The 23,377-nt window shown below is 39.1% G+C and carries 13 protein-coding genes and 1 tRNA gene; 10 read left to right on the forward strand and 4 right to left on the reverse strand.

Annotation, left to right across the window (positions count from 1 at the left end; translation table 11 throughout):
- Positions 1-17 precede the first annotated feature (17 nt).
- Genes MMO42_RS08595 through epmB form a run of 3 tightly spaced genes read right to left on the reverse strand, consistent with a single transcriptional unit; the run spans position 18 to position 4,877 of the window.
- Positions 18-2,111, reverse strand: a complete 2,094-nt coding sequence (locus MMO42_RS08595) for an EAL domain-containing protein (RefSeq protein WP_241320106.1) — start codon at positions 2,109-2,111, stop codon at positions 18-20.
- Positions 2,093-3,847 (reverse strand): hypothetical protein, encoded by a 1,755-nt coding sequence (locus MMO42_RS08600; RefSeq protein WP_005295476.1) that lies wholly within the window; start codon positions 3,845-3,847, stop codon positions 2,093-2,095. The genes MMO42_RS08595 and MMO42_RS08600 overlap by 19 nt, the downstream gene beginning before the upstream one ends.
- A gap of 13 nt (positions 3,848-3,860) precedes the next feature.
- A complete protein-coding gene (epmB, locus tag MMO42_RS08605) occupies positions 3,861-4,877 on the reverse strand; it encodes an EF-P beta-lysylation protein EpmB (protein ID WP_005145955.1) in 1,017 nt (338 codons plus the stop codon).
- A gap of 89 nt (positions 4,878-4,966) precedes the next feature.
- Here epmB and efp point away from each other — a divergent pair, with 89 nt between their 5' ends.
- From efp to MMO42_RS08640, 7 genes are all read left to right on the forward strand, one after another.
- Positions 4,967-5,536, forward strand: coding sequence for an elongation factor P (gene efp, locus MMO42_RS08610; protein ID WP_004808248.1), 570 nt, complete (start codon positions 4,967-4,969; stop codon positions 5,534-5,536).
- Between the two features lie 194 nt (positions 5,537-5,730).
- A complete protein-coding gene (locus MMO42_RS08615) occupies positions 5,731-7,833 on the forward strand; it encodes a carbon starvation CstA family protein (protein ID WP_241320108.1) in 2,103 nt (700 codons plus the stop codon).
- Entirely contained in the window at positions 7,833-8,138 is a 306-nt protein-coding gene (locus MMO42_RS08620) for a YbdD/YjiX family protein (protein ID WP_171067404.1), read from the forward strand. Before MMO42_RS08615 ends, MMO42_RS08620 begins: the two co-directional genes overlap by 1 nt.
- A 78-nt stretch (positions 8,139-8,216) precedes the next feature.
- Entirely contained in the window at positions 8,217-9,176 is a 960-nt protein-coding gene (locus MMO42_RS08625) for an AAA family ATPase (protein WP_241320109.1), read from the forward strand.
- Between the two features lie 13 nt (positions 9,177-9,189).
- Positions 9,190-10,107 (forward strand): DUF58 domain-containing protein, encoded by a 918-nt coding sequence (locus MMO42_RS08630; protein ID WP_241320110.1) that lies wholly within the window; start codon positions 9,190-9,192, stop codon positions 10,105-10,107.
- A 2-nt stretch (positions 10,108-10,109) separates the two neighbouring features.
- On the forward strand, positions 10,110-12,095 hold the full coding sequence (locus MMO42_RS08635; RefSeq protein ID WP_241320111.1) for a DUF3488 and transglutaminase-like domain-containing protein: 1,986 nt from the start codon (positions 10,110-10,112) through the stop codon (positions 12,093-12,095).
- 35 nt (positions 12,096-12,130) lie between these two features.
- Positions 12,131-12,207 (forward strand) — tRNA-Val (locus tag MMO42_RS08640).
- Positions 12,208-12,345: 138 nt separating this feature from the next.
- Here the strand turns inward: MMO42_RS08640 and MMO42_RS08645 are convergent.
- Entirely contained in the window at positions 12,346-13,323 is a 978-nt protein-coding gene (locus MMO42_RS08645) for a CocE/NonD family hydrolase (RefSeq protein WP_241320112.1), read from the reverse strand.
- Between the two features lie 82 nt (positions 13,324-13,405).
- Between MMO42_RS08645 and MMO42_RS08650 the strand changes: the two genes are divergently transcribed.
- From MMO42_RS08650 to MMO42_RS08660, 3 genes are all read left to right on the forward strand, one after another.
- The gene (locus MMO42_RS08650) at positions 13,406-14,320 is read left to right on the forward strand and encodes a LysR family transcriptional regulator (RefSeq protein WP_241320113.1); all 915 of its coding nucleotides are present in this window, start codon (positions 13,406-13,408) and stop codon (positions 14,318-14,320) included.
- A gap of 578 nt (positions 14,321-14,898) precedes the next feature.
- The gene (locus MMO42_RS08655; protein WP_241320115.1) at positions 14,899-16,602 is read left to right on the forward strand and encodes a ShlB/FhaC/HecB family hemolysin secretion/activation protein; all 1,704 of its coding nucleotides are present in this window, start codon (positions 14,899-14,901) and stop codon (positions 16,600-16,602) included.
- Between the two features lie 32 nt (positions 16,603-16,634).
- Complete coding sequence (locus MMO42_RS08660) at positions 16,635-23,372, forward strand: DUF637 domain-containing protein (protein WP_241320116.1); 6,738 nt, start codon at positions 16,635-16,637, stop codon at positions 23,370-23,372.
- Positions 23,373-23,377: the final 5 nt, after the last annotated feature.

The following is a 23,377-nucleotide window of genomic DNA, read 5'->3' on the forward strand; positions in this document are numbered from 1 at the left end:
AAAGGAGGGAGAATTTTTTATTGATCCTGTACGTCAGTCAGACGATCAAGTTTTTTCTGGAAATAGTTACCTTGTAAGTAGCGAGCTTCTACATTCCATGCATTTGCAAACAGATTCATGTCATTGAGCTCCATCAAGAAAATTTCCACTGGCTTTTGAGCTATAAAGTGCAGGATTTTTTCTTGTAATGTTGCCATGTCTTTGTCTGAACTCAGCATCTTGGTCAGTTTGCTATGCAAGCTCAAATACTGAACATCAATTTGTTGCAGTAGAGTGTCGCTATATAAGGAATCACCAAAACCACGAATCGAGATTTCTGCACCGTGTTGGCGGAGTAAGGCAATTTGTGGCTGTGCTTGAGATAAGTTCTGTTGAAGTGCTTGTTCTGAGAATTGCAAAATCAATGGATGAGCTTGTTTGCTGCCAATAATGGTCAGTAACTTGGCAACCAATTCAGGCAATTTCTTATCATTCAACAGCACATGGTGATTGAGGTTTACAATCAATTTGGCTTTAGGATATTGAGTAATGAAATTGTGTAATTGCTTGCAAGCTTCTACCAGTATCCAGCGATCAAGCTGAATGGATAATTCAGGGTCATCTTTCAGATCAGCAAGATCACTTAAATCCTGCCATTGATTGTCAAAAATAAATCCACCAGAAACTTCATAGGTATGCGTATGCTGATCTTGTTTATCATAGAGCTGTTGATATTTAAGATGAATATCACCTGCATCCAGTTTCTGTTTCAGCCCTTGTAATAAGGTTAATTGGACTGCTGTTGGAATATGTTCTGTGGTAATGCCAATATCCGCATCAATTTTTGGCGTATTAAAGACAGGTAAGCTTTGTACAAATGCTTTGCTGAGAACTTGTTCAAAGCGTGCCTCATCTGGAATTGCTTGTGCAAGTTCACAATAACCCAATTTTAGATGCAAAGGAAAAGTATGCTGTGCTGTCGCTAATAGTTGTGGCTTCTGCAAGCTGTTCAAGCCAATTAGAAGCGAATTTAAGACATTCTTAGATTCAGCTTGAAATAAAGCAACATATATCGCGCTATCAACCTGATAAACAGGGGCATTTACCTGTTCTTTGATAAAGTTCTGAATATTGGAAAAGTAAGCTTTGCTTCCGCGCCAGTCGGTTTGGAAAACTTCATTTGGGCAGCTACTCAGGCTAAACAGCACAACCGCATTGGCATTGGCTGGGTGATTGGTGAGTTGCCGATTAATCTGTTGTAAAGCTGTATTTAAATTTGATACTTTTTCAGCAGAAACTGCTACTGCTGGGGTCGCCGCTGTAGTATGAGAGGGCGTACCACATTCAATATTAAGTTGTATTTCTTCTTCATTCCCAGAAGGCAAAAATTCAAGATGCAGGGGATTATTTTTTACAGTTGCATTTTGGGTACGCAGTTCAAAACTGCCATGCTCAAACTGCCCTTGAGAAATCTTTTTAAACCGAAGTTTAAATTGGCTTAGATCTTCTGGTTGTAACACATCCAGAATAGGTAAACCAATCAGTTCATCTTCACTGGCGAAACCGAATAGATTGGCATATTCAGCATTCACATTGATATGAATACCTTCTTGTAAAATAGCAACCGCTTTGTGGCTCTCAGCAACCAAAGACTGCGCCTGAGATTGTGCCGCTTCTAATTCGTTTAATAAACGATGTTCAGCTTGTACTAGGCGACTATAAGACAGCGCACGAATGATACTGATATAGAATTTTTCTGGAGACTTAAGATTTAATACATCATAGATGCCTTTATGAATATAGTTCTGATATTGATCAGCGTTATAGTCATCTGGTTCTAACAGCAGTACAGGCAAACTTGGTTGCGATGATGCCTGAATTAAAGACAGTGTTTGTTCAATTTTTAAGTCATAAGCACGACCAAAAATAACAATATCCCAGGGTAAATTTAGCTGTTTCTCAAATGTTTTAAGATCATCTAGCAATGTCGCTTGAATTTGATGGTCTTGTGCCGTAAAAATCGCTGCAATTTGATTATAACGTAATTGGTTATCATCAATAATCAGTAAACGGGTTTCCGTCCGTTTGAGTTTCTTAGAGAGTAAAGAATTTCTCACTTTAATGCTTCCCATAAATCTTGATCAATTGTGTCCATATTTTTTTGTGCCATATATTTTTGAAGAACAGGAAGTTCCTCATCATTTAGCAGTTCAAACTCAAATTGAACAAAACTCTGGGTAATTAATTGTGCGTTTAATAAATACACTTTGACTTCCTCTTTCCCCAATCTTAAATGAACAGCTTGGTGTTCTCTAAAAATTTGTGAACCTGGTAAAATTAAGGTTGTTTTTGTTTCATCCAAATTTTGGTTTTTTAATAAAAGTGTTGGATGATAGTTGCTGATATGCCGATCTGCCTGTAAGCGCACAGCACAAGGGAAAATCTCCTGTGCCAATACTTCTAAACCAAGTTCTAAACTTTTCTCGCTCGATTGTTTGAGCCAACGAATTACCCCTCCACGCCAGTGCCCATGTGATGTTTCTTTGACTAAAATATATTCGCCTGTTCTTAGGTTTTTCGGTGCTTCGCCTGACCATTTAATACGATAACCGTTCACACTGATATCCAGTATATCTGCTTGGTAAACGGCTTTGCTTTCACGGCTTAAACGTTGGATGGCTGATTCTTGATTGTCTGTAGCGCTCTTTTTATCCCAAGCTGACATAAACTTGGATTCGTTTTGCAGGCCATAACCGTGGTCTAATAATAATGTCTCGGAAAAGTTTTTCGCTTTAGATAAATAGAAGTGGGCAGTGAGCAGGCCAAAGCAGATATGCAATTGTGCCGAATATTCATAACGCTCATGGCGACGTTCTGCGGTTGTACCTAAAATGGTTTGCACATGAAATTTCAGTGCTGGGGTTAAATAGATTTTTTCATTTTTAGAAATATATTCCGCATTTTTATGTAGGGTTGCTGTGACATGATCCAGCAAACTATGTGTACTGATAAAAATGTTTGGGTTGAAGCCTGAACTTTGTTTCTTGTTATAAATAGGCGGATGGTCTTTACTGGTATCTACCACATATTTGGTCAGATCAGTTTCCTTCGCCAAAATCTGAACCATTTTCGCCCAGTCAAAACTACATTGGAACAATGCCTGTATTTCAGATTGACGAATTTGATTGGTATTAAAAATATCCATCAAAATCAGTTGGGCGTAGGCCTGAGTAATATTGGTAATTGAACTTGGCTTACCTTGAGACTGGTCTAGGTTGGTATGCTGATATTTATGTGTCACTGCTGCATCATAGAGCTGATGGGCAATTAACCATTGTCCAGCAACTGGTTCGCTATACAACATATGTTGCTGATAGAGAAGTTGGGTCAGTTGCTGTAAAGATTGAAATGTCGCTAAGGTTCTTGCTGTTTGCAAGTTCTTCTTTTGATTCAGGGCGAAAATAGAGAACTTTTGCTGATCAAGTTGGTCATTACTGCGACGCACAATATTGATGTAGATTGCAGCAAAGTAGCAACGCAATAACATTGCTAGTTCAATAATGTGTTCATTACGATCAGAACTAATCACGCCCTGATTAAAAAAGTTCTTTTCTAGGCTACCTAGAACATTTTCAATAGTCGGATGTAGGACTTGAACCAAGTCAAAACGTAAAGTTTCCGAACATTCTAATTCACTTAGCTCTAATAAGGCTGCAAACAGTGCTTTGGAGGTATCACCCAACTGCATAATGGACAGATTTGAAATCCATTCATTGAGACTTTTAGAATTGGTATCGCAAAAGCTAAGTTTGTCCCGTCTTAAGACTGTTGGAATTTGAAAAATATCCGAAAAAGCATTATTCATCATTGTGTTATCAATCTCAGAATGTTTGAACCCCAAAAAGCGGTGTTTTATTTTTTTCGCCCGCAATTTCCCTGACGAGTTTCGGGACGAGATATCCTGGTAAACTCGCTAATACATCACTGTATATCTGATCTATCTCTGAAGATCTTAAATCAAAATGCTGAGCACCTTTAACTTTATCCAAAACATGAAGGTAATAGGGCATTACTCGTGCTTCAAATAAACGGCTACTCAATGCATTTAAAGTTTCTGCAGAATCATTCACACCTTTGAGCAAAACTGCCTGATTGAGGACGGTTATATGCTGGAATGATAACTGTAGCAACTTCGAGCAAGTGAAATCATCGAGTTCAGCTGCGTGGTTTGAGTGTACCACTACTACAATACGTAGCCTACTGTTTTTTAATATAGAAATCAGCTCTTCATCAATACGATTTGGGATCACAATTGGAACCCGTGAATGAATTCTCAATATCTTAATCTGAGGGAGAGATGCGACTCGTTCTAGCCACAAAGAAATTTTTCGATTGTTTAAAGTGAGGGGGTCACCACCACTCAAAATCACTTCATTGATTTGTGGATTCTGCTCAATATACTGTTTAATGTTGAGCCAATCGTCATTTTTAGGAAGATTCTCCTGATATGGAAAATGACGGCGAAAACAGTAACGACAGTGAATCGCACATGCACCGGTTAAGGTCAGCAAAAAACGTGATTGATATTTGTGTAAAACCCCCGCCATCTGATTTGCGGCTTCTTCACCTAAAGGATCCGTCACAAATTCAGGATGCTCTTCCAGTTCTAGGTGATGAGGTAAGACCTGTAACAATAGCGGATCAAGTGGATCACCAATGGTCATTTTTCCGACGAATGCACGTGGAACGCGCAATTTAAACTGTTCAGAGGCAAGGATTGCCCCTGATAATAGCTGATCGGTAGATAACTCAAGCAGATTTAACAGCTCTAAGGGATCAGTAATTAGGTCACTGAGTTGTGATTGCCAGTTTTGCTCTTGATGTAAATAGTTTATCATGCCATACGTTAAAAATAGTGTTAGTGTCACACCTGTGCGTGTAGTCTAACATTAATAGATTTGAGTTTTAAGTTTGGAGTGCGCCTTTCATGGCCTATTATTCTACAAATGATTTTAAAGCAGGCCTTAAGGTTATGCTTGATGGCAACCCATGTTCAATCATGGAAAATGAATATGTAAAACCAGGTAAAGGTCAAGCGTTTAACCGTGTGAAATTACGTAACCTTCGTTCTGGTAAAGTATTAGAAAAAACATTCAAATCAGGTGACTCTTTAGAAGCAGCTGATATTGTAGAAGTTGAAATGGATTACCTCTACAACGATGGCGAAATGTGGAACTTCATGGATCCTGTATCTTTCGAGCAAATCGCTGCTGATAAAACAGCAATGGGCGATGCTGCGAAATGGTTAAAAGATGATTCAAATGAAAAATGTACGATCATGTTATTCAATGGCGTACCTCTGAACGTAAATCCACCAAACTTCGTTGTGTTGAAAATTATTGAAACTGATCCAGGTGTACGTGGTGATACTTCTGGCGGTGGTGGTAAGCCAGCGAAACTTGAAACAGGTGCGGTAGTACGTGTTCCATTATTCGTACAGCAAGAAGAAAGTGTTCGTGTAGACACGCGTACTGGTGACTACCTAGAGCGTGCATAATTGTAAATGAGTGGCAGAGCTACTCAAGATATACAATTATCGAAGGGATGATTAAACAATCATCCCTTTTTTTATGCCAAAGTATTAGATAAATAATTGAAGCTAGAAGGTAAACTTACAAAGATATTTCTTCTACAGAAAATATAGAAAGGGAAATCTAAATAACCACGCGTTATGTATTTGAGAGGTTTTGAATGGAGACAACACAAGCAAAGTCAACACTTCCCTCAAAACTCCTATGGAGTTTGGTTGCCATCGTTGGGGCAATTTCATTTGGGATATTGGCGGTTAGTCGTGGTGAGCATGTTAATGCGGTCTGGTTAGTTCTTGCCGCGGTCTGTGTATATAGCATTGCATATCGGTTCTATAGTTTATTTATTGCAAACAAAGTTTTTGAATTAAATCCTAAACGGTTAACCCCAGCCCATCGTCTCGCCGATGGTCTGGATTATGTTCCTACCAATAAATTCGTTTTATTCGGTCATCACTTTGCCGCGATTGCTGGTGCAGGGCCCTTAGTCGGTCCAATTCTCGCAGCGCAAATGGGTTATTTACCCGGTACCATCTGGCTCTTGGTCGGTGTGGTGATTGCGGGTGCGGTACAAGATTTCCTCGTTCTCTTTATCTCCACACGGCGAGATGGCCGCTCTTTAGGTGAGATGGCAAAACAAGAACTCGGTACTTTTGCTGGTGTCATTGTCATGCTTGGTACACTGGGGGTGATGATCATTATCCTTGCGGTACTGGCATTGGTTGTGGTTAAAGCCTTGGCACATAGCCCGTGGGGTGTGTTTAGTATCGCGGCAACGATTCCAATTGCATTATTCATGGGCATTTACATGCGTTATTTGCGCCCTGGAAAAATTGCAGAAGTCTCTATCATTGGCTTTGTGCTGATGATGGCGGCAATTGTCTATGGGGGTGATGTTGCCAAAGATCCATATTGGGGGCAATTATTTACCCTCAGTGGTACTCAATTGACATGGGCCCTGATCATTTATGGTTTTATTGCTTCAGTTTTACCCGTTTGGTTGTTATTAGCACCGCGTGATTACTTATCGACCTTTCTTAAAATTGGTGTGATCGCAGGCTTGGCGATTGGGATTATCTTTGCGATGCCTGATTTGAAAATGCCAGCAGTCACGCATTTTGTTGATGGTACAGGTCCTGTATTTGCAGGTAGTTTATTTCCATTTCTATTTATTACCATTGCTTGTGGTGCGATTTCAGGTTTCCATGCCTTGGTTGCATCAGGTACAACCCCTAAACTGGTCGATAACGAAGTCAATATTCGTATGATCGGCTATGGCGGTATGTTGATGGAATCCTTCGTCGGCATCATGGCAATGATCTGTGCGACGGTACTTGATCCAGGCATTTATTTTGCGATCAATGCGCCAGCAGCAGTTTTAGGAACCTCGGTAGAGACCGCTGCGGAAGCAGTGCGTAATCTTGGCTTCGTGGTTAGCCCAGAAATGTTGACTTTATTGGCTCAGGAAGTGGGTGAGAGTTCAATCTTGTCTCGTACAGGTGGTGCACCGACATTTGCAATTGGTATGGCGCATATCATTTCAGAGATATTTAATAACCGCTCAATGATGGCGTTCTGGTATCACTTTGCGATTCTGTTTGAAGCATTATTCATTTTAACTGCGGTAGATGCGGGAACACGTGCATGTCGTTTCATGGTGCAGGATACTGTAGGAATCGTGGTTCCAGCGATTAAACAATCAAGTTCATTCTTTGGTAATTTGGTGGGGACCTTTGTCGCAGTCGCAGGTTGGGGTTTCTTCGTTTATCAAGGTGTGGTTGACCCACTCGGTGGAATTAACTCCTTGTGGCCGTTATTTGGTATTGGTAACCAAATCTTGGCATCAATGGCCTTGATCTTAGGCACAGTCATTCTATTCAAGATGAAAAAAGAGAAGTATGTTTGGGTCACTATTGTCCCGACGATTTTCTTGTTCATCACGTCAATGACTGCGGGCTGGCAAAAGATTTTCCACGAAAATCCGAAAATTGGTTTCTTGGCACAAGCAAATCGTTTCTCTGATGCAATTGCACGTGGTGAAATCCTTGCACCAGCTAAAACAGTTGCTGAAATGCAGACCATTGTCATGTCGAATCAGATCAATGCAGCCCTATGTGGCTTCTTTATGATTGTTGCGATTGTGATGATCATTGCTTCGATTGGTATTGTACGCAGAGCATTGGCGAGTCCAACACCAACAGTGAATGAAGCACCTGCAGTTTATTCAGAAACCCCGATGACTGCGAATAGCATCAAAGGAGAGTAGTGATGGATTTTAAAGTTGCTCGACAAGGCAGTGCGGTGATTGTGAAGATTATTAAATTCACCATCATGTCGCAAAAACATTTGCTTTTATCACCCAAGAATTGGTCACGGATTGCCGTGTTATGGCAGCGTTTGCAGCAGAGCTTTCGGTTGATGGTGGGTGTGCCCGATTATGAAACTTATGTGCAGCATATGAAAGTGCACCATCCTGATTTAACGCCAATGGATGCAAAGACTTTTTATCGTCATTGTATCGATGCACGTTATCCTTCAGCTGGTGGCAATATGAAGAAGTGTCCTTGCTAGAAATTATTTGATTTCTTTGAAAAAAAACCAAAACAGTGTATGTTGAACATACACTGTTTTATTTTGGGGGATAGAATAATGTGGGGCATGGAAAAGTCATCGGCTCAAGAGAAAACAAAACAGAATCAGGCATTAGAACAAGATATTCAAAGCTTTGCCCAGAAGATTGAGCAATTCTTATTTGAAGTAAACCAACTGATTTTAGACAAACCACAACAAACCAAATTGGCACTGACTTGCTTGTTGGCGGGTGGTCATGTGTTGTTTGAAGATTTACCCGGCTTAGGCAAAACCACTTTAGCCAGTGCTTTGGCTCGTTTGGCGGGACTTCATTTTCAGCGGATTCAATTTACCAACGATATGTTGGCCAGTGATGTGATTGGCATCAATATTTTTAATCAGAAAGAACATCTATTTGAGTTTAAGCAAGGGCCGATTTTTACCCAGATTTTGCTGGCAGATGAAATTAATCGCTGTAGTCCCAAAACCCAAAGTGCCTTACTTGAAGCGATGGAAGAAGGCGCCGTGACTGTAGATGGCGTGCACTATGAATTGCCACAACCGTTCTGGGTATTGGCAACACAAAACCCACTCTTTCAAAGTGGCACCTATGCATTACCAGAGTCTCAGCTCGACCGTTTCTTGATGCGATTATCCTTGGGTTATCCATCTCGTCAGGCAGAAAAATTACTGTTACAGCAAAGTTCACGGCAAGTGCTGATTCATCAGTTAGAGGCGGTATTTAATCAAGCTGATATTTTGCATTTACGTGAATTGGCAAAACAGATTTTTCTCAGCGACGCCGTGCTGAACTATATTTTAGATTTGGCTGCTGAAACGCGTAAGCAACGCCACGGCCTATCTACACGTGGGGTATTGGCTCTGAAGGCTGCGGCACAAGCTTATGCTTTGGTTGAGGGACGCAGTTTTGTCACTACGGATGATGTACAAACCGTATTTGTGGCTGTGGTTGCACACCGCCTGAGTCTAGGTGAGACGGAGGTCAAACAGCTGTTGCAGTCAGTTGATGCATTGTAAGTGAGTGCAGGATATGCAAACTGGACTCCAACAACAGCTTAGTCAATGGATCGCGAAACGTTTCCAGATGGATCACAGTAAAATACTGCGACAGAAGGACGTTTTGGTCTTTATCTATAAACAAGGTTTTTTATATCTTGTCCTGATACTAATCACCTTTATTGCGGGAATTAACTATGCAAATAACCTGATTTTAGGATTTTGCTTTTTAATCAGTGCCATTCTGTGTATTAGTTTTTATCTGACCTTTAAACAATTACATGGTTTGCACATTGATGTTGTGATGCCAGAGGTTGGGCAAGTCGATCAGGCGCTCATTTTAAAGCTGCTATTTAAACAGCCTGTCAGTGCCGCACGCTACCTAAGAATCCAATGGCAAAATCAAGAGCAACTTGTTTATCTAGACCAGACTCAACACAGCTTTGAATTGCCTTTTGTAGGAGAAAAACGAGGGTTATATGAATTTGGTGCTGTTAAAATTTATTCTACTTATCCATTGGGACTAGTACGTGCATGGACTTATTTATATCCAAAGCATAAAGTCTGGGTTGCGCCGAAGGCCTATGATTGGCAGAAAGAACATAAAAATAAACCGACTTCAGCTCAAGATAGCCTAGATGAATTTAAAGAGCTCCGAAGCTTTCAACAAGGTGATTCTTATCAGAATGTGGCATGGAAACAGGTTGCACGCGGGCAGGGATTCCTGATCAAAATGTTTGAAGCTCAAGCCAACCATCAACATTTAGAAATTGATTATCAGCAGATCCCAGCTCAAAGCCATGAAGAAAAATTAAGTTTTATGATGGGTTTGGTCGAGCAATGTGAACAGTTAGGCGATGAGTATGCACTCATTTTGCCACATGCACGTTTGGAAATTGGGCAGGGGCAAGCTCAGTTGATTAAGGCTAAACTTTTATTGGCGCAGGCATAATCATGACGAAACAAATCTATTTCTGTGTCTTGGTTACATTGGCTTTGGTTTTAATCGGGCAAGTTGCGTTTATACCAGTAACCTTGACTGGTTTATGGGGCGTGGTGTGGTTGCTGTTGCTACGTCGATACAGCAAACAGAGCTGGGTAGCCTTTCCTAAATGGTTTTTGCTGGTCTTTATTTTATTGTCATTAGGATTGGTATATTTCAATTATCAGACTTTGTTGGGGGTAGAGGCGGGCGTTGCCTTTTTAAGTACCTGTTTATTTGCCAAATGCTTAGAAGCTAAAAATACCCGTGATTTATTGATTGTCTTTAATTTTGCTCTATTTGTCAGTGCGAGTATGTTGTTACATAGTCAAGCTTTTTGGATGGCATTGATTGTATTTGCAGCCTTTGTGATGTGTTTACTTGGTTTGTATCGGATACAGACAGGATTGTTTAATCAAAAGAAATTGCCATCAAACCAACTTAAACAGGATGTGAAGCAAATTTTTAAATTTGTAGGCATTGCAATTCCTTTCTTCTTGATTTTATTTATCTTCTTTCCTCGATTACCACCACTTTGGGCAGTTCCAATTCAGAAGGATCAAGCGACAACAGGAATCAGTGATCGGATGTCACCTGGCGATATTGCACAATTATCGCAATCTTCGGCGTTGGCTTTTCGGGTGGTGGCAGATATGTCGCAATTTCCCAGCAGACCAGAACTGTATTGGAGAGCTTTAGTTTTAGATCAATATGATGGAACCACATGGACCAGCAGTTCTTTTAATCAGCAAATCAAAAAAGTACAGTCTACTCCCCGTAGCGTACCTTATCAGTATTTAGCAGCAGATGAACAAGCTAATTGGATCATGGGCTTGGAATATTCGATCCCGCAGGAGCGCTATTTACAGCTTTATCAAGATCATAGTATTCGTCCATCAAAGCTCATCAAACGTAATGTACCGATACAAATGCTTTGGCTAGGAAGAAGGCCAGCAGAAACAGTGTCTTTATCATCGCGGCAACTAGATTTAAATCTTAAATTTGATGAAGGTCGGGATATTAAAGCGCAGCAATTGGCACATACACTTTTTGAAAAAAGTCACAAGCAACCAGAACAATACCTACAGTCCGTGCTGTCATGGTATCGAAAAAATGGCTTTGTATATACCTTGACGCCTGGGACTTTAGGGGGTGATCGTATCGATCAATTCCTGTTCTCTAGCAGGAACGGTTTTTGTGAACATTATGCTTCGAGTTTTGTTATGTTGATGCGTTATGCAGGGATTCCTGCACGTGTGGTGACAGGCTATCAAGGTGGACAGCTGGCTCCAGATGGCCAAAGTTGGGAGGTTCGACAGCTTGATGCGCACGCGTGGAGTGAGGTTTATCTTGATGGGAAATGGAAAAGAATTGACCCAACGGCCATGATTGCACCGCAACGAATTGACACAGGCATGCAGGATTATTTGGCACAAGATCAAACTATATGGGGAGATGAGAGTAAGGCTTGGCGTTTACAACAGTTCAAATTTCTAAAAAATATGCGGATTTGGAGTGATTATTTAAGTTATCAATGGCAAAGCAAAGTAGTGGGTTATGATGCAGAAAAACAGAAAAATTGGTTATCCAAATTAGGCCTAGATTCAAGTTATGTTTACACGCTGGTTTTGATTGTTGCTATCGGAACGATTCTAGTGGTCTATGTCGGTATTTATTGGTGGCGACAAACAAGGCAGCAAGAGGGTTATCAAAAAGCTGTACTTAAGTTTCAAAAGAAGTTGCCTAAAAATCTGCATAAGCAATCAGCTGAAACGTTTCAGCTGTGGATGCAGCGTTTAGCGAGTCAGGTCGAGAATGATCATATATTTGAACAAACGATTGTGTTATATCAAAAAATTGTTTTTTTAGAGCAAAAGAATAGCGCAAATACTCAAGATTTTAAGCGCTTGCTTAAAGACTGCACAGTTGCACTGAAACAATCTCAAAAAAACTTGTGAAGCTGATAAAAAATGAATATGATGCTTCTCATTCTAGGTGTATAGCTCAGTTGGTTAGAGCGCTACGTTGACATCGTAGAGGTCTCCAGTTCGAGTCTGGATATACCTACCAAGATATTAAAGTCATATAACTTTTTATAAAGTTACATGAACTCCAAAGCCCTGAACTATATAGATTCAGGGCTTTTTTTTGACTTGATATAAATTAGCATAAACTCATAGTTTAATATTTCAAAAAAGTATTTTTAAACTAATTAAGGTGATTATTAAACCACTCTGTAACATGTCCTACAGTTCTATCCACTACGTCTGGTTGTTCATAATATTGGAAGTGATTAGTTCCATTTTCCCAAATTAATGCTTTATCTGTAGTTGGAATAGAGTTGTAATGTCTATGAGCAGCGGCTGGATTCATACAAGTATCAGAATGAATAATAAGAGCTGGCTTTGTCAGTTTAGAAACACCGTTTACAGTCGAATAAGAAAAATGATCCAAGTCACTCATGATGGCATATTGGTTTTCCCAGCTTTTCAATGTCCAGGGGCCATACCAACTCCATACGAGAGGGCCTGGTAAACCAGCATTTGAGCCATTTTCTCGATCTCCAAGATCGGGGGATACAAGAGGTTGATAGATGACTTCACCAGTTTTTTCATAAAGATCTTTTGCCTCTTGCGCGCGTTTTAATCGCTTTTCAAGGAGAGTTTCAAGTTCTTCAATTGAAGGAGCTGTGGCCGTATCAAAAGGATTTTCAGTGACTCCCGCAGCTATCATAAATAAATCAGTTTCGGTATCTCGATAATAACCTGTAACTGATGCAACGGCTTTTACGCGATTTTCATAGGAAGCAATATCAAGCATTTCTGGTCCACCTTGACAGATTCCCAAGAGGTAAATCTTATTTGTATCCACGTCAGGTCGTGTGAACATGTAGTCAATAGCTGAAACGACATCTTCATTCTTCATTTTTGGGTTTTCAAGGCGACGAGGAGTACCACCACTTTCACCCACAGTTCGTGGATCAAAAGCTAGGGCCAAATAACCTTCATCAGCCATTCTTGTCGCATATTGAGTGGGTGCTTGTTCTTTTTGAAAAGAATATGGACCTAGGATAATTACAGTAGGAAATGGCCCGTTACCAACAGGTTTATAAATATCACCAACAACGTGGTCACCATGAGAATTAAAAAATATTTTTTCAGCTGTGTAGTTACCATGCTTTGACATGATCGTTACTCTTATTAATGATGTACTTTCATTCTAAAAGTAGAATATTATTGAGCACAATCTCATAAAATTGTATATAAAGATGAAATTTACTCATCAATTAAAAAGTGGTGAAATGTTTGCTTTAACTATATTTTTGGTTGCAGCATTCCATCGCAATTTCCGTCAGGCTGCTGTCGAATTAAACATGACACCTTCAGCCGTGAGTCATGCGATTAAAAACTTGGAAGATCGACTCGATGTGAGGTTATTTAATAGAACAACACGTAATGTTTCGTTAACGGATGCGGGTCATCAATTATACAGTTCGCTTCAACCTGCTATGGAAAATGTTGCTATAGCAGTAAATCAATTAGATGCGTTTAGAGAAAAACCGAGTGGAATTTTGCGGATTAATGCGAGCGAAGGGGCTGTCCGTATGATCTTAAAACCAATACTGAAAAAGTTTTTAGATAGCAATCCATTTGTACATCTAGATATCGTCTGTAATGGAAGATTGGTGAATATAGTAGAAGATAAATTTGATGCAGGTATTCGTTTAAGAGATAGCATTCCTCAAGAAATGGTCGCAATCCGTTTAACAGAAAATGAAAAATTCGTAGCTGTTGCATCACCTGAATATCTCATTAAATATGGCGTTCCTAAAATACCTTATGATTTATATACTCATAACTGTATTCGGTTTAGATTCGAAAGTGGAGAAATCTTTCAATGGGAATTTAATCTAGATGGCAGAATAAAAAAATTTGATGTAAATGGGACGCTCACTTTAACAGACCAGCATTTGATGGTTGAGGCTGCAGTAGACGGTATTGGAATTGCATTTGTTCCTATGCATTTAGCACATGAATATCTTGTGAAGGATAAAATTGGAATCGTTTTGGAGGAGTTTAGCCCAAGTTATGATGGGCTATGTTTGTACTATCCAGGACATAGACATGTTTCTAATGCATTACAAGCATTAATTAATATGATTCGATCTGATCATTTACTTTGAATTTCAGTATTAAATAGAAATTGATATTTGCATCACGCCTTACATCATGAATAGAAATTTTTATCACCCACTAGATTCTATTTTATTGATTATTTTCGGAACTTTTTTATAAATTTATATAAAAAAGCTATTTACTGAAAAGCTACCCTGATTATGAAGCTTAATTATTAAGTTGAAATTTATATGTATGCAACCTTGTTTGGATCATAAAGATGCTTGCCATCATTTCCTTTATTAAAGATGTGAAGATGGTCTAGGTGAAACTTTCTTGAAAGCGAGTACCACTCTACTAATCAAGCGGCTTCCACTCTTCTTGGTAATTCCACAGATTTTAATTCAATGATCTTGCAACCAGGTCTCTCATCGCCTAAGTAAAGTTTGAGAGAGAACTCATTTTCTAGCATGCTGATATATGTCTTTCTCATTTTTTCACTACAGCCAGTTTCTACATTAAATCGTTGTGCGATAAATTTAACACTTAATAAAAAAAATTGTAAATAAGACTCATTCCTATTGAAAAGCTATTTTTTTTCACTACAATACGTTCCTGTCTGTATTGTGTATAAATAATGTAGAAAATGTATAAAAAATATTTAATCCTTCCTCTGATTCTACATTCAGGCTTTATCCATGCCGAAGATCAAGTGAGTCAACAACAGACTAGAGATTATCTTGCGCAGAAGCAGCAGATTGACCAACTTACTCAATCCGCTGCGCCTTTTATTCAGTTACAACAAACGAAGCTTGATTCAAGTTATCCTTGGTTACAAAAAGAACCAATTTGTTTTGGGATATCTTCTTTAGACGTTGATGTTCCAAGCACACATCCCAGTATAAAAACTTCAGACTTTAATCGTATCTTCAAAGAACTAAAGTATTCAAACAATAAAGTCCTAGGCCGCTGTATTGGTGAAAAAGGGCTTTCTGGCCTTGTGAATTACATCAATGAACGACTGGTGCAATTGGGTTATGTGTCAACTCAAGTGATTGTACCTGAACAGGACCTTGCCACAGGGCATTTACACTTAACTTTGATCTCTGGATTAATTGGGGAAATCCGACTTAAAAATAGTAAAAATCAAAACTTAAATTATCCTTTGCCCATGCATGCAGGCGATATTCTTAATATTCGTCAGCTTGAACAAATCTTAGAAACTTTTGCCCGTCTACAGGGTATGCAAACCAGTTTCGATATCTTACCCAGCCAAAAAAGTGCTGAAGATGCCGGTTATAGCGATGTTGAGATTGTATGGGAGATTGCGGAGCGGAACTTTATCACTGCTGGACTCAATGATGCAGGCAGTAAAAGCTCAGGAAAATACCAAGGCTATGCCAGCTATGCTTTAGAAAACCCGCTTAATTTTGCGGATAGCCTATTTTTTTATTATACCAAATCACTGAATGACTGGAATGCAGACCATACCGATTTTAATAACGTCTTTGTTTCCTACGAAGTTCCTTATCAAAACTGGCTGTTTAATATCAATGCCAGTCAATATACCAATACCCAAGAGCTAGAAGGCTTTGATCAGTGGTTTGATTATAAAACCATTAACAAGGATTTTAATCTGCAAGCACAACGCGAACTCAGCCGCAGTAAATCCTACCGCCTTTCAGGTTATGCGCAACTGTACCGCAAATCGGCATCTAGTTTTATTGAAGATGTCGAAATTGAAGTACAACGCAAACGGACTGCAGGTTGGGAACTGGGCAGTAAATACCAGCTACGCCTTGGACAGCAAACCATCAATGCCCAATTCAGTTACCGCAAGGGTACAGGCATCTTAGGGGCCAGCCAAACTGCTGAAGATATTACTGGTGAAGGTGATTCCAGAGCAGGGATCTGGAATGCCGCTTTTCAATATGCAGTGCCATGGCAGACCGCTAAAAATAACTTTATGTATCAGCTGAACTGGCAGGGACAGTGGAGTCCGCAGAAAGTAGTCAGTCAGGAAACTTTCAATATTGGTGGACGCTACAGCATTCGTGGTTATCGACCTGAGCAAAGCATTGTTGGGAGTAATGGACATTATTTACAACAGACTGTGCATTGGCTCAACCCCATTCCTAATTTCTCACTCTACGCAGGGCTAGATCAAGGGTTGGTGACAGGTGAAGGCACTCAATATTACTCCGATCGCTATCTATTAGGCAGTGTGGTGGGTTTAAGAACGCAATTCAAACATATCAATGGCGAGTTTTTTGTGGGTCGGGGGCTGGTTGCACCACAACATATCCAGAAAGACGTCATCACTGGTTTTAATCTCTCATTTAACTATTAAGCAAATCTATTCATAGAAATATAGGTATAAAGATGAATAAGCAATTTTATCGTACAAAATTTAATGCCAAACTCGGGACGTATGTCGCAGTATCAGAATTGGCAAAATCCCATCAAGGTGATACCTCTCCACGCATCAAAGCTTCAATCCACAATCATGATGTGACAGGCTCAGGCATTGCGGTAACTGGGCAACGAACCTTAAAACAATTGGTGCTGGCGCTTTCAGCCTTGATGGCGATTAGTCCGATCTATGCCAATGTGGTGGTGAATAATAATGCAGCTGCGGCACATAAGGCGACGGTACTCAAAGAAGGCAATGCAGCCAATGTCTGGATTACGGCACCCTCTGCATCAGGCGTTTCACGTAATAGCTATACCCAGTTTGATGTGAATCAAAATGGTGTGATTTTAAATAACTCCCGCGGTGCGGCAACCAGCCAAATTACCAAAACATCCATTGCAGCGAACCCAAATCTGGCAAAAGGAGCTGCGACCACAATTGTGAATGAGGTCGTTTCAACCAACCCAAGCTTATTACAGGGTAATCTTGAAGTATTAGGATCCAGAGCAAATGTAGTGATTGCCAACCCAACTGGTATTACCGTGAATGGTGGTGGTTTTATCAATGCCAATCAAGTGACACTATCCACAGGGGTGTTAGGTTACAACAGTGATGGCTCAATTAAAAACCATACCGTTAAACAAGGTGTAATCGCGATTAATCCTGATGCCAATAACCGAGGACTAGGTGGCAATGCCAATAATCCGGTTGCATTAGAACTATTAGGTCGTTCCATTGCGATTAATGCACCAGTGAATGCCACGACCATTACTGCTGTTACTGGGGCAAACACAATTGCGACTGATACGGATGGATTTACTACAACGACAGGAACAGGAACTGTACCCACAATTGCAATTGATGTTGCACAGTTGGGAGGGCTCTATGCAAATAGTATTTATTTATATGCCAATGAAGCGGGAATTGGGGTAAACAATGCTGGGGTCATTCAAGCGCTAAATAATGTCGTGCTGAATAGTAACGGTAAAATTGAACATAAAGGGACAATCAGTTCAACTAGTAAAACACAAGGTTTGGTGAGTATCAGTACTACGGGTACAGGTGTTGCAGGAGACATCAACTCATCCGGAAGTATCAATAGTAATAGCATGATCAATATTGATTCAGGCAATAACCTGAATGTGAATGCTAAAGAAATTATGGTCAACCTTGGAGGTGTTACTTCATCTCCGCTATTGATTAATGTCAAAGGTAATTTAAATTTAGCAGCGAATAGTCGAATTTTTAACGATTCACAGAGTGGAGAGCTATATGTTGATGCAGGAAACATCAATCTAGCGACAAACGCAGGTATCACAAGCAACCGTGGTTCAGCGGTAATACAAGCCAATAATAGCTTTGTCTCAGATAAAGGTAATTTTGTTGCAGCAAAAGATTTAACGATCATTGGGAGTACAAACTTAAAACTTACAGATACCCGACTACATGCTTCAACGGGTGATATCTATTTACAATCTACCTCAAAAGATAATGTTAGCAATGATATTAATGTCCAGGACGGTTCTGTTTACGCAGCTAAAGGACTGACTGTCTATTCGGACAAAGATGCGACTTTAAATAATCTTAACTTTCTTAAGAAAGCGAATAGTACTCAAGCACAAGTGAATAGTATCAATGCCTATGCAGGGAATAATCTGAACTTTAGTACGACGAACCAAGAATTCCCTTATACCAGTGGCAAGATTCAGTTAGGTGCTGGTAATCAGTTAACATTAGAAGGTAAAGACCAGAACTCTAAGTTGTCCGGAGGTGGGGGCCTCAAATTTTCTGGAAAGAATATCACCACCAAGAATATTTATATGACGGGTTCTGGCGTGTATGGTGTTGATATTGTGAGTGATGGAGGGGATATCCTCCTTGATCAAGGAAGTCGACTCTGGGGTAATACTGGGGATATTAATATTAATGCCTTAAATGGAAATATTACTGCAAATAGCCTCAAAGCATCAACGGGTGGCAAAATTGCGATACTTGCAAATAAGAATATTGAGCTGAATTCTTTCCAAAAAGCTGCAACACCCGTAGCCGGAAAAAATACTTTAACAACTGATAAAACTGTAATTGGTGGTCAGAAAGGCATTACGATCGGATCAATTGGTGTGGGTAACGTTAAGATTAATGCTACTGACTTAACTGCTCAACAAGGTGAAATCCAGCTTACCAGCCAGAACGGGCTTACAATAGATAAGAATGTAGATGTCATTCTAAAAAATGATACTTTAAGCAATGCTGTCGTTAGCAATGTTTTAAATGGACAAGCGATTTCAATAGTTAATAATAAATCCAATATCCAGATTGCAGATACACAGTTAACTGCAACAACTGGCAAACTTTTGGTTAGTAGCAAAGTCGGTATGACGACAATAAAAGATAGTGTCTTGACTTCCAAAGGCAATACAGAACTTCATGCAAAAGACCTACTTACCTTGCAAGGAGTAACCGCTACTTCAGATCAGCACTTAGCAGTGAATTCTGGACGTACAGTTTACATTAATGCAGAGTACACGCCTTCGACGGTATGGATACCGAATAAAGTCACTAACTTAACTTCTAAAGGTGTAACTTCTGTAACAGCGACAGGCAATCAAGTACTACAAAATGCCAATATCACAGGTGGTGCTGTATTAATGGAGGCAGGTGGTTTTATTCTCGGTCAAACAGGAATGAACTATAACGCGACAGGCAGTGATCTATTAAAAAATGATACAAAACTAAATGGTTTAAATGGGGACCTGAGTATCCAGACAGGAAGTGATCTTACGATTGATCCAACGAAACATAAATTGTCAGCAGCTGGAGATATAGATTTAGTTTCGAAAAAAGGAAATTTAACGCTTATTGGTTATGGAGGTAATGCTGGTAATGGATCTGAAAAGGTAATTACTTTAAATAGTGCTAATGGAGGAATTAACTTACAAAGTAACAAAATTGAGCTACAAGGTTCACAATTAAATGCTGCTAAAAATATCTCGATTGTATCTACAGGCAGTGATGTTGTAGTCGATGGAGTGAGAAATACATTAAACAATCGGTCTTCCACAAAATATCTTAATGACTTAAAAGCAATTCGAGCTGATTTGTTAGTAGAAAATGATAAATTTTTTGCAGATGAGGATTATATAAAACTTCGAGAAATGGTTGGCAAGAAATTAAGCCCTAGTGCATTACCATCGCAAACAGCATTGGCAGGAGATTTAGCTAGAAAACTAGAAAAAAAATATTTAGTTAAGATAGGAATTAGTTCCACAACACATGGACCAATGTTGCCAAAACTAGGTGCCAAAGTTATGGCCGATATTCGAGTATTATACCAACAAGAAATTAATGACATTGATAGCGCTATTGCATTATATGGTCAATCACTAAATGGTTATGAGCATGCCCAGCCAATATTAAAATCAATAGATGGTGATATTAAAATTACTTCAGCAAAAGGCATTAGTATCACTGGTGGATTAGTTGATTCTAACAAAGGAGTAGTGGATATAGAGGCTATGGGCACTCTTACGGGAAATGGGCATAGTATACAAGGCATTTATAATAGCGACAAAGCAAACAGCGTTAAACAAGGTGTAATTTCTGGCTCTATTATTATAGATGCATTACAAGATTCTTACGAGGTTGGTAAACCTACGGATACAAATTATTCATGGCGTAGTCCAGTCAATTCTACGGAAATAAATGGTTATAAAGGAGTTAAGATTAGAGCAACAGGCAAAGCAAATACTGACAACCTTATTTTACAAGGGGTACGAATTGACTCCGCAGGTGATGTAAATGTTGAAGGAAATAAAAATATTATTTTCGATGTAGCTATTGATAATAGTTACGATAAATCTCTTAAAACAGAGACAAAAAAGAAGTGGTATGGGAAAAAAACTCGAATTACAACAGTAAAAACTTCAAATAAGTCTTTAGGTGTATCAGTAGATATAGTAGCAAAAAATATCAATATACGTAGTGCCGAGAAAAATACAGCTGCAATGGAAGGTAAAAATCGCACGAGTATTGATATGTATTCAAGTAATCTAACTGCAAATGGCGGGAAAGTAACAATTGAAGCTGGAGGGGATTTAAACTTTCTTACAGCAGAGGATGTAGTTCAAGATACAACTGATATTACCAAGAAAAGTTCATGGATTGGCATAAAATACAATGATAGCAAAAATACTAGTACACGTAACATCAAGTCTGAAATTCCAGCAATATTAACAGCTGACTATATCACTACAAAGTCTGGTTTTGATACGCGTCTTAAAGGCACGGAATTTAATTATCTGGAAGGAGCAAATATTCAAGCTGGTGGAAACATTATTTTAGAAGGAGCTTCAACAACTGTCACGGAAACACTAAAAAAGGAAAGCAATAGTGTCGTTTGGCAGTCAATGCAAGATAAAGGCTCAATTACAGAGACATCAAAATTACCAAGTTTTAATGGGCCTACGACTCCTGTTTTCAAAGCAGCGGGTGGTTTGGTTGTACAAATACCAGTAAGTGAAAAAGATCAGAACAAGGTTCAACTCAAAAACGAGATTTTAAAACTTGCAAATCAGCCTGGTAACCAATACCTAAAAAATCTTATTGCTAGAAATGATGTTGATTGGCAAAAAGTGATTCTTACAGAAAAAGACTGGGATTATAAATCACAAGGGCTCACGGCAGCAGGCGCTGCAATTATTGCGATTATTGTAGCTGTGGCAACATCAGGAATGGGAGCAGCTGCATTAGGGACAACCACGACAGTTACTTCTTCAACTACAATTGCAGTCGGAGGAACTCAGGTTGTTGTGGCTGCAGGCGGCTCAATTACGACATTTGGTGGGACTATTCTCGGCTATACAGCTGCATCTGGAGCAGCTACAGTGTTTACAACATCTGGGCTTATGATTAATGCAGCTGTTACAGCAATTGCTTCACAAGCATCTGTTGGTTTGGTGAATAATCAAGGAGATATCTCTAAAACCTTACAACAATTGGGAAGTAAGGACAGCATAAAGAGTTTAGCAACCTCTGTTATCACTGTGGGTATTTTAGATAAAATTGGTGGTACAGAATGGATGTCTCAATTTAATGATACTGGAATTACAGGCCGATTAATTACTGGAACCGTGAATTCAGCTGGAACAGCTTTGGTTACAACTGCGATTAATGGAGGTAGCTTAAGTGAAAATATTGAAAATGCACTATTATTCAACTTAGCAAATGCTCTGCAGGGTTCGTTGGCTGGTGAGATCAAGGGATTAGAAGATACTAACTATATATTACATAAAATTGCACATGCTGCAGCTGGCTGCATGGCAGCTACCGTAGCTAAAAGTGATTGTGAAGCAGGAGCGATCGGTGCTGCAATTGGTGAAATGGCTGCAGATTTAGTTCCCAAAAGTAAATCTGTAGAACAGATGACGCCTGCTGAAAGAGAAGAATATAATCGCAAAGTATTAGCTACAACACAGCTGGTTGCAGGGGGGATTGCTGGGCTTGGCGGGTATGATGTAAATGCTGCAGTTCAAACTGCGAATATTGCAGTTACGAATAATTATTTGACTTCCCAGCAATTTAAAAATTTAAAAGGCGAACTTGATGCTTGTTCGACAAATGATTGTAAAACCAAAATTTATTTAAAATATCAAACTCTAAGTAATAGTAATGATAATAATTTGAGACAAGCTTGTGCTGGGGTAAACTTTAATGGAGCAGTTTGCAGCACAAAAATAAATGAATTACTTGTTGGTCAAGATACTGCAAAAGGCTTACGCCTTTACAGTGAATATATAAGTTTTAACCAATTCGGAAAGTTTGATCCACAAATACAGCAAAAGGCTCAGGCTGTTGCAGGTATTCATTACTTAAAGAATTGGGAAAATACTAACTGTAAAGGTTTAACAGATGCTGCTTGTGGACAAAAATATATAGCCTTAAAAGACAATGAAAAAGAAAACCTTAGAAAAGCACTTGATCAGGTTGAAAGTGTTCCTATTTATGGGACGGGAATACTCGTAGGAGAAAATATTAAAGTTATCGCAACAGGACTAGATTTTACTGATACAGAAAAAAGTCGTTTACTTGCGCTTACTGAGACTATTAGTCTTGGAGTTACAAAAAGATTAAGCCACATTCTAAATCCAATTGGTTCATCTATTAGTATGAATAAGTCATTGGAAAAAATTAGTAGAAATAGCGATGGTTTAAATGAAGTTAGGCCAAAATCTGCATCTCAAGAAGCCTTTGATCGATTAAATATAAAAGATAAAGCCACAAATGAAATAAAAATATTAGAGGCGACAGCAGGAGCTAAATTAGAACCATATGTTGGAAAATTACAACGTCTAACACCCAAATATGATTCTGATGGAAAACCTCTCGCTACTGCTGACTTTATAGTTGTGCAAGGACCAAATTCAGGAAAAACAGTTGATATGATGTTTACTAATTTAACTTTAAAAATTGACCCTAAAACGGGAGTTGTGTTAGACAAACAGAATCAATATTTTGAAAAGAATTTAACAAGCATTGAAAAAGGGAGAAGTGAGCCAATTACACAAACACAAATTAAGAATCATTTGCTTAAAGCAGATATAGTCCCTATGGATCTTAGGGTTTTGTCTCCATCAAATCAGGCGCTTTTGATAAACTATATAAAGACATTACCAAAAGATCAGCAGGCAAAAATTATTATCATGAGGTAAATGGT

The sequence above is a fragment of the Acinetobacter sp. ANC 3882 genome (assembly GCF_022549545.1).
Lineage (GTDB): Bacteria > Pseudomonadota > Gammaproteobacteria > Pseudomonadales > Moraxellaceae > Acinetobacter.

Bases quoted from the DNA above. Each gene is read 5' to 3' on its own strand.
- MMO42_RS08595 (WP_241320106.1), bottom strand. From the start codon at position 2,111: ATGGGAAGCATTAAAGTGAGAAATTCTTTACTCTCTAAGAAACTCAAA.
- MMO42_RS08600 (WP_005295476.1), bottom strand. From the start codon at position 3,847: ATGATGAATAATGCTTTTTCGGATATTTTTCAAATTCCAACAGTCTTA.
- epmB (WP_005145955.1), bottom strand. From the start codon at position 4,877: ATGATAAACTATTTACATCAAGAGCAAAACTGGCAATCACAACTCAGT.
- efp (WP_004808248.1), top strand. From the start codon at position 4,967: ATGGCCTATTATTCTACAAATGATTTTAAAGCAGGCCTTAAGGTTATG.
- MMO42_RS08615 (WP_241320108.1), top strand. From the start codon at position 5,731: ATGGAGACAACACAAGCAAAGTCAACACTTCCCTCAAAACTCCTATGG.
- MMO42_RS08625 (WP_241320109.1), top strand. From the start codon at position 8,217: ATGTGGGGCATGGAAAAGTCATCGGCTCAAGAGAAAACAAAACAGAAT.
- MMO42_RS08630 (WP_241320110.1), top strand. From the start codon at position 9,190: ATGCAAACTGGACTCCAACAACAGCTTAGTCAATGGATCGCGAAACGT.
- MMO42_RS08635 (WP_241320111.1), top strand. From the start codon at position 10,110: ATGACGAAACAAATCTATTTCTGTGTCTTGGTTACATTGGCTTTGGTT.
- MMO42_RS08645 (WP_241320112.1), bottom strand. From the start codon at position 13,323: ATGTCAAAGCATGGTAACTACACAGCTGAAAAAATATTTTTTAATTCT.
- MMO42_RS08650 (WP_241320113.1), top strand. From the start codon at position 13,406: ATGAAATTTACTCATCAATTAAAAAGTGGTGAAATGTTTGCTTTAACT.
- MMO42_RS08655 (WP_241320115.1), top strand. From the start codon at position 14,899: ATGTATAAAAAATATTTAATCCTTCCTCTGATTCTACATTCAGGCTTT.
- MMO42_RS08660 (WP_241320116.1), top strand. From the start codon at position 16,635: ATGAATAAGCAATTTTATCGTACAAAATTTAATGCCAAACTCGGGACG.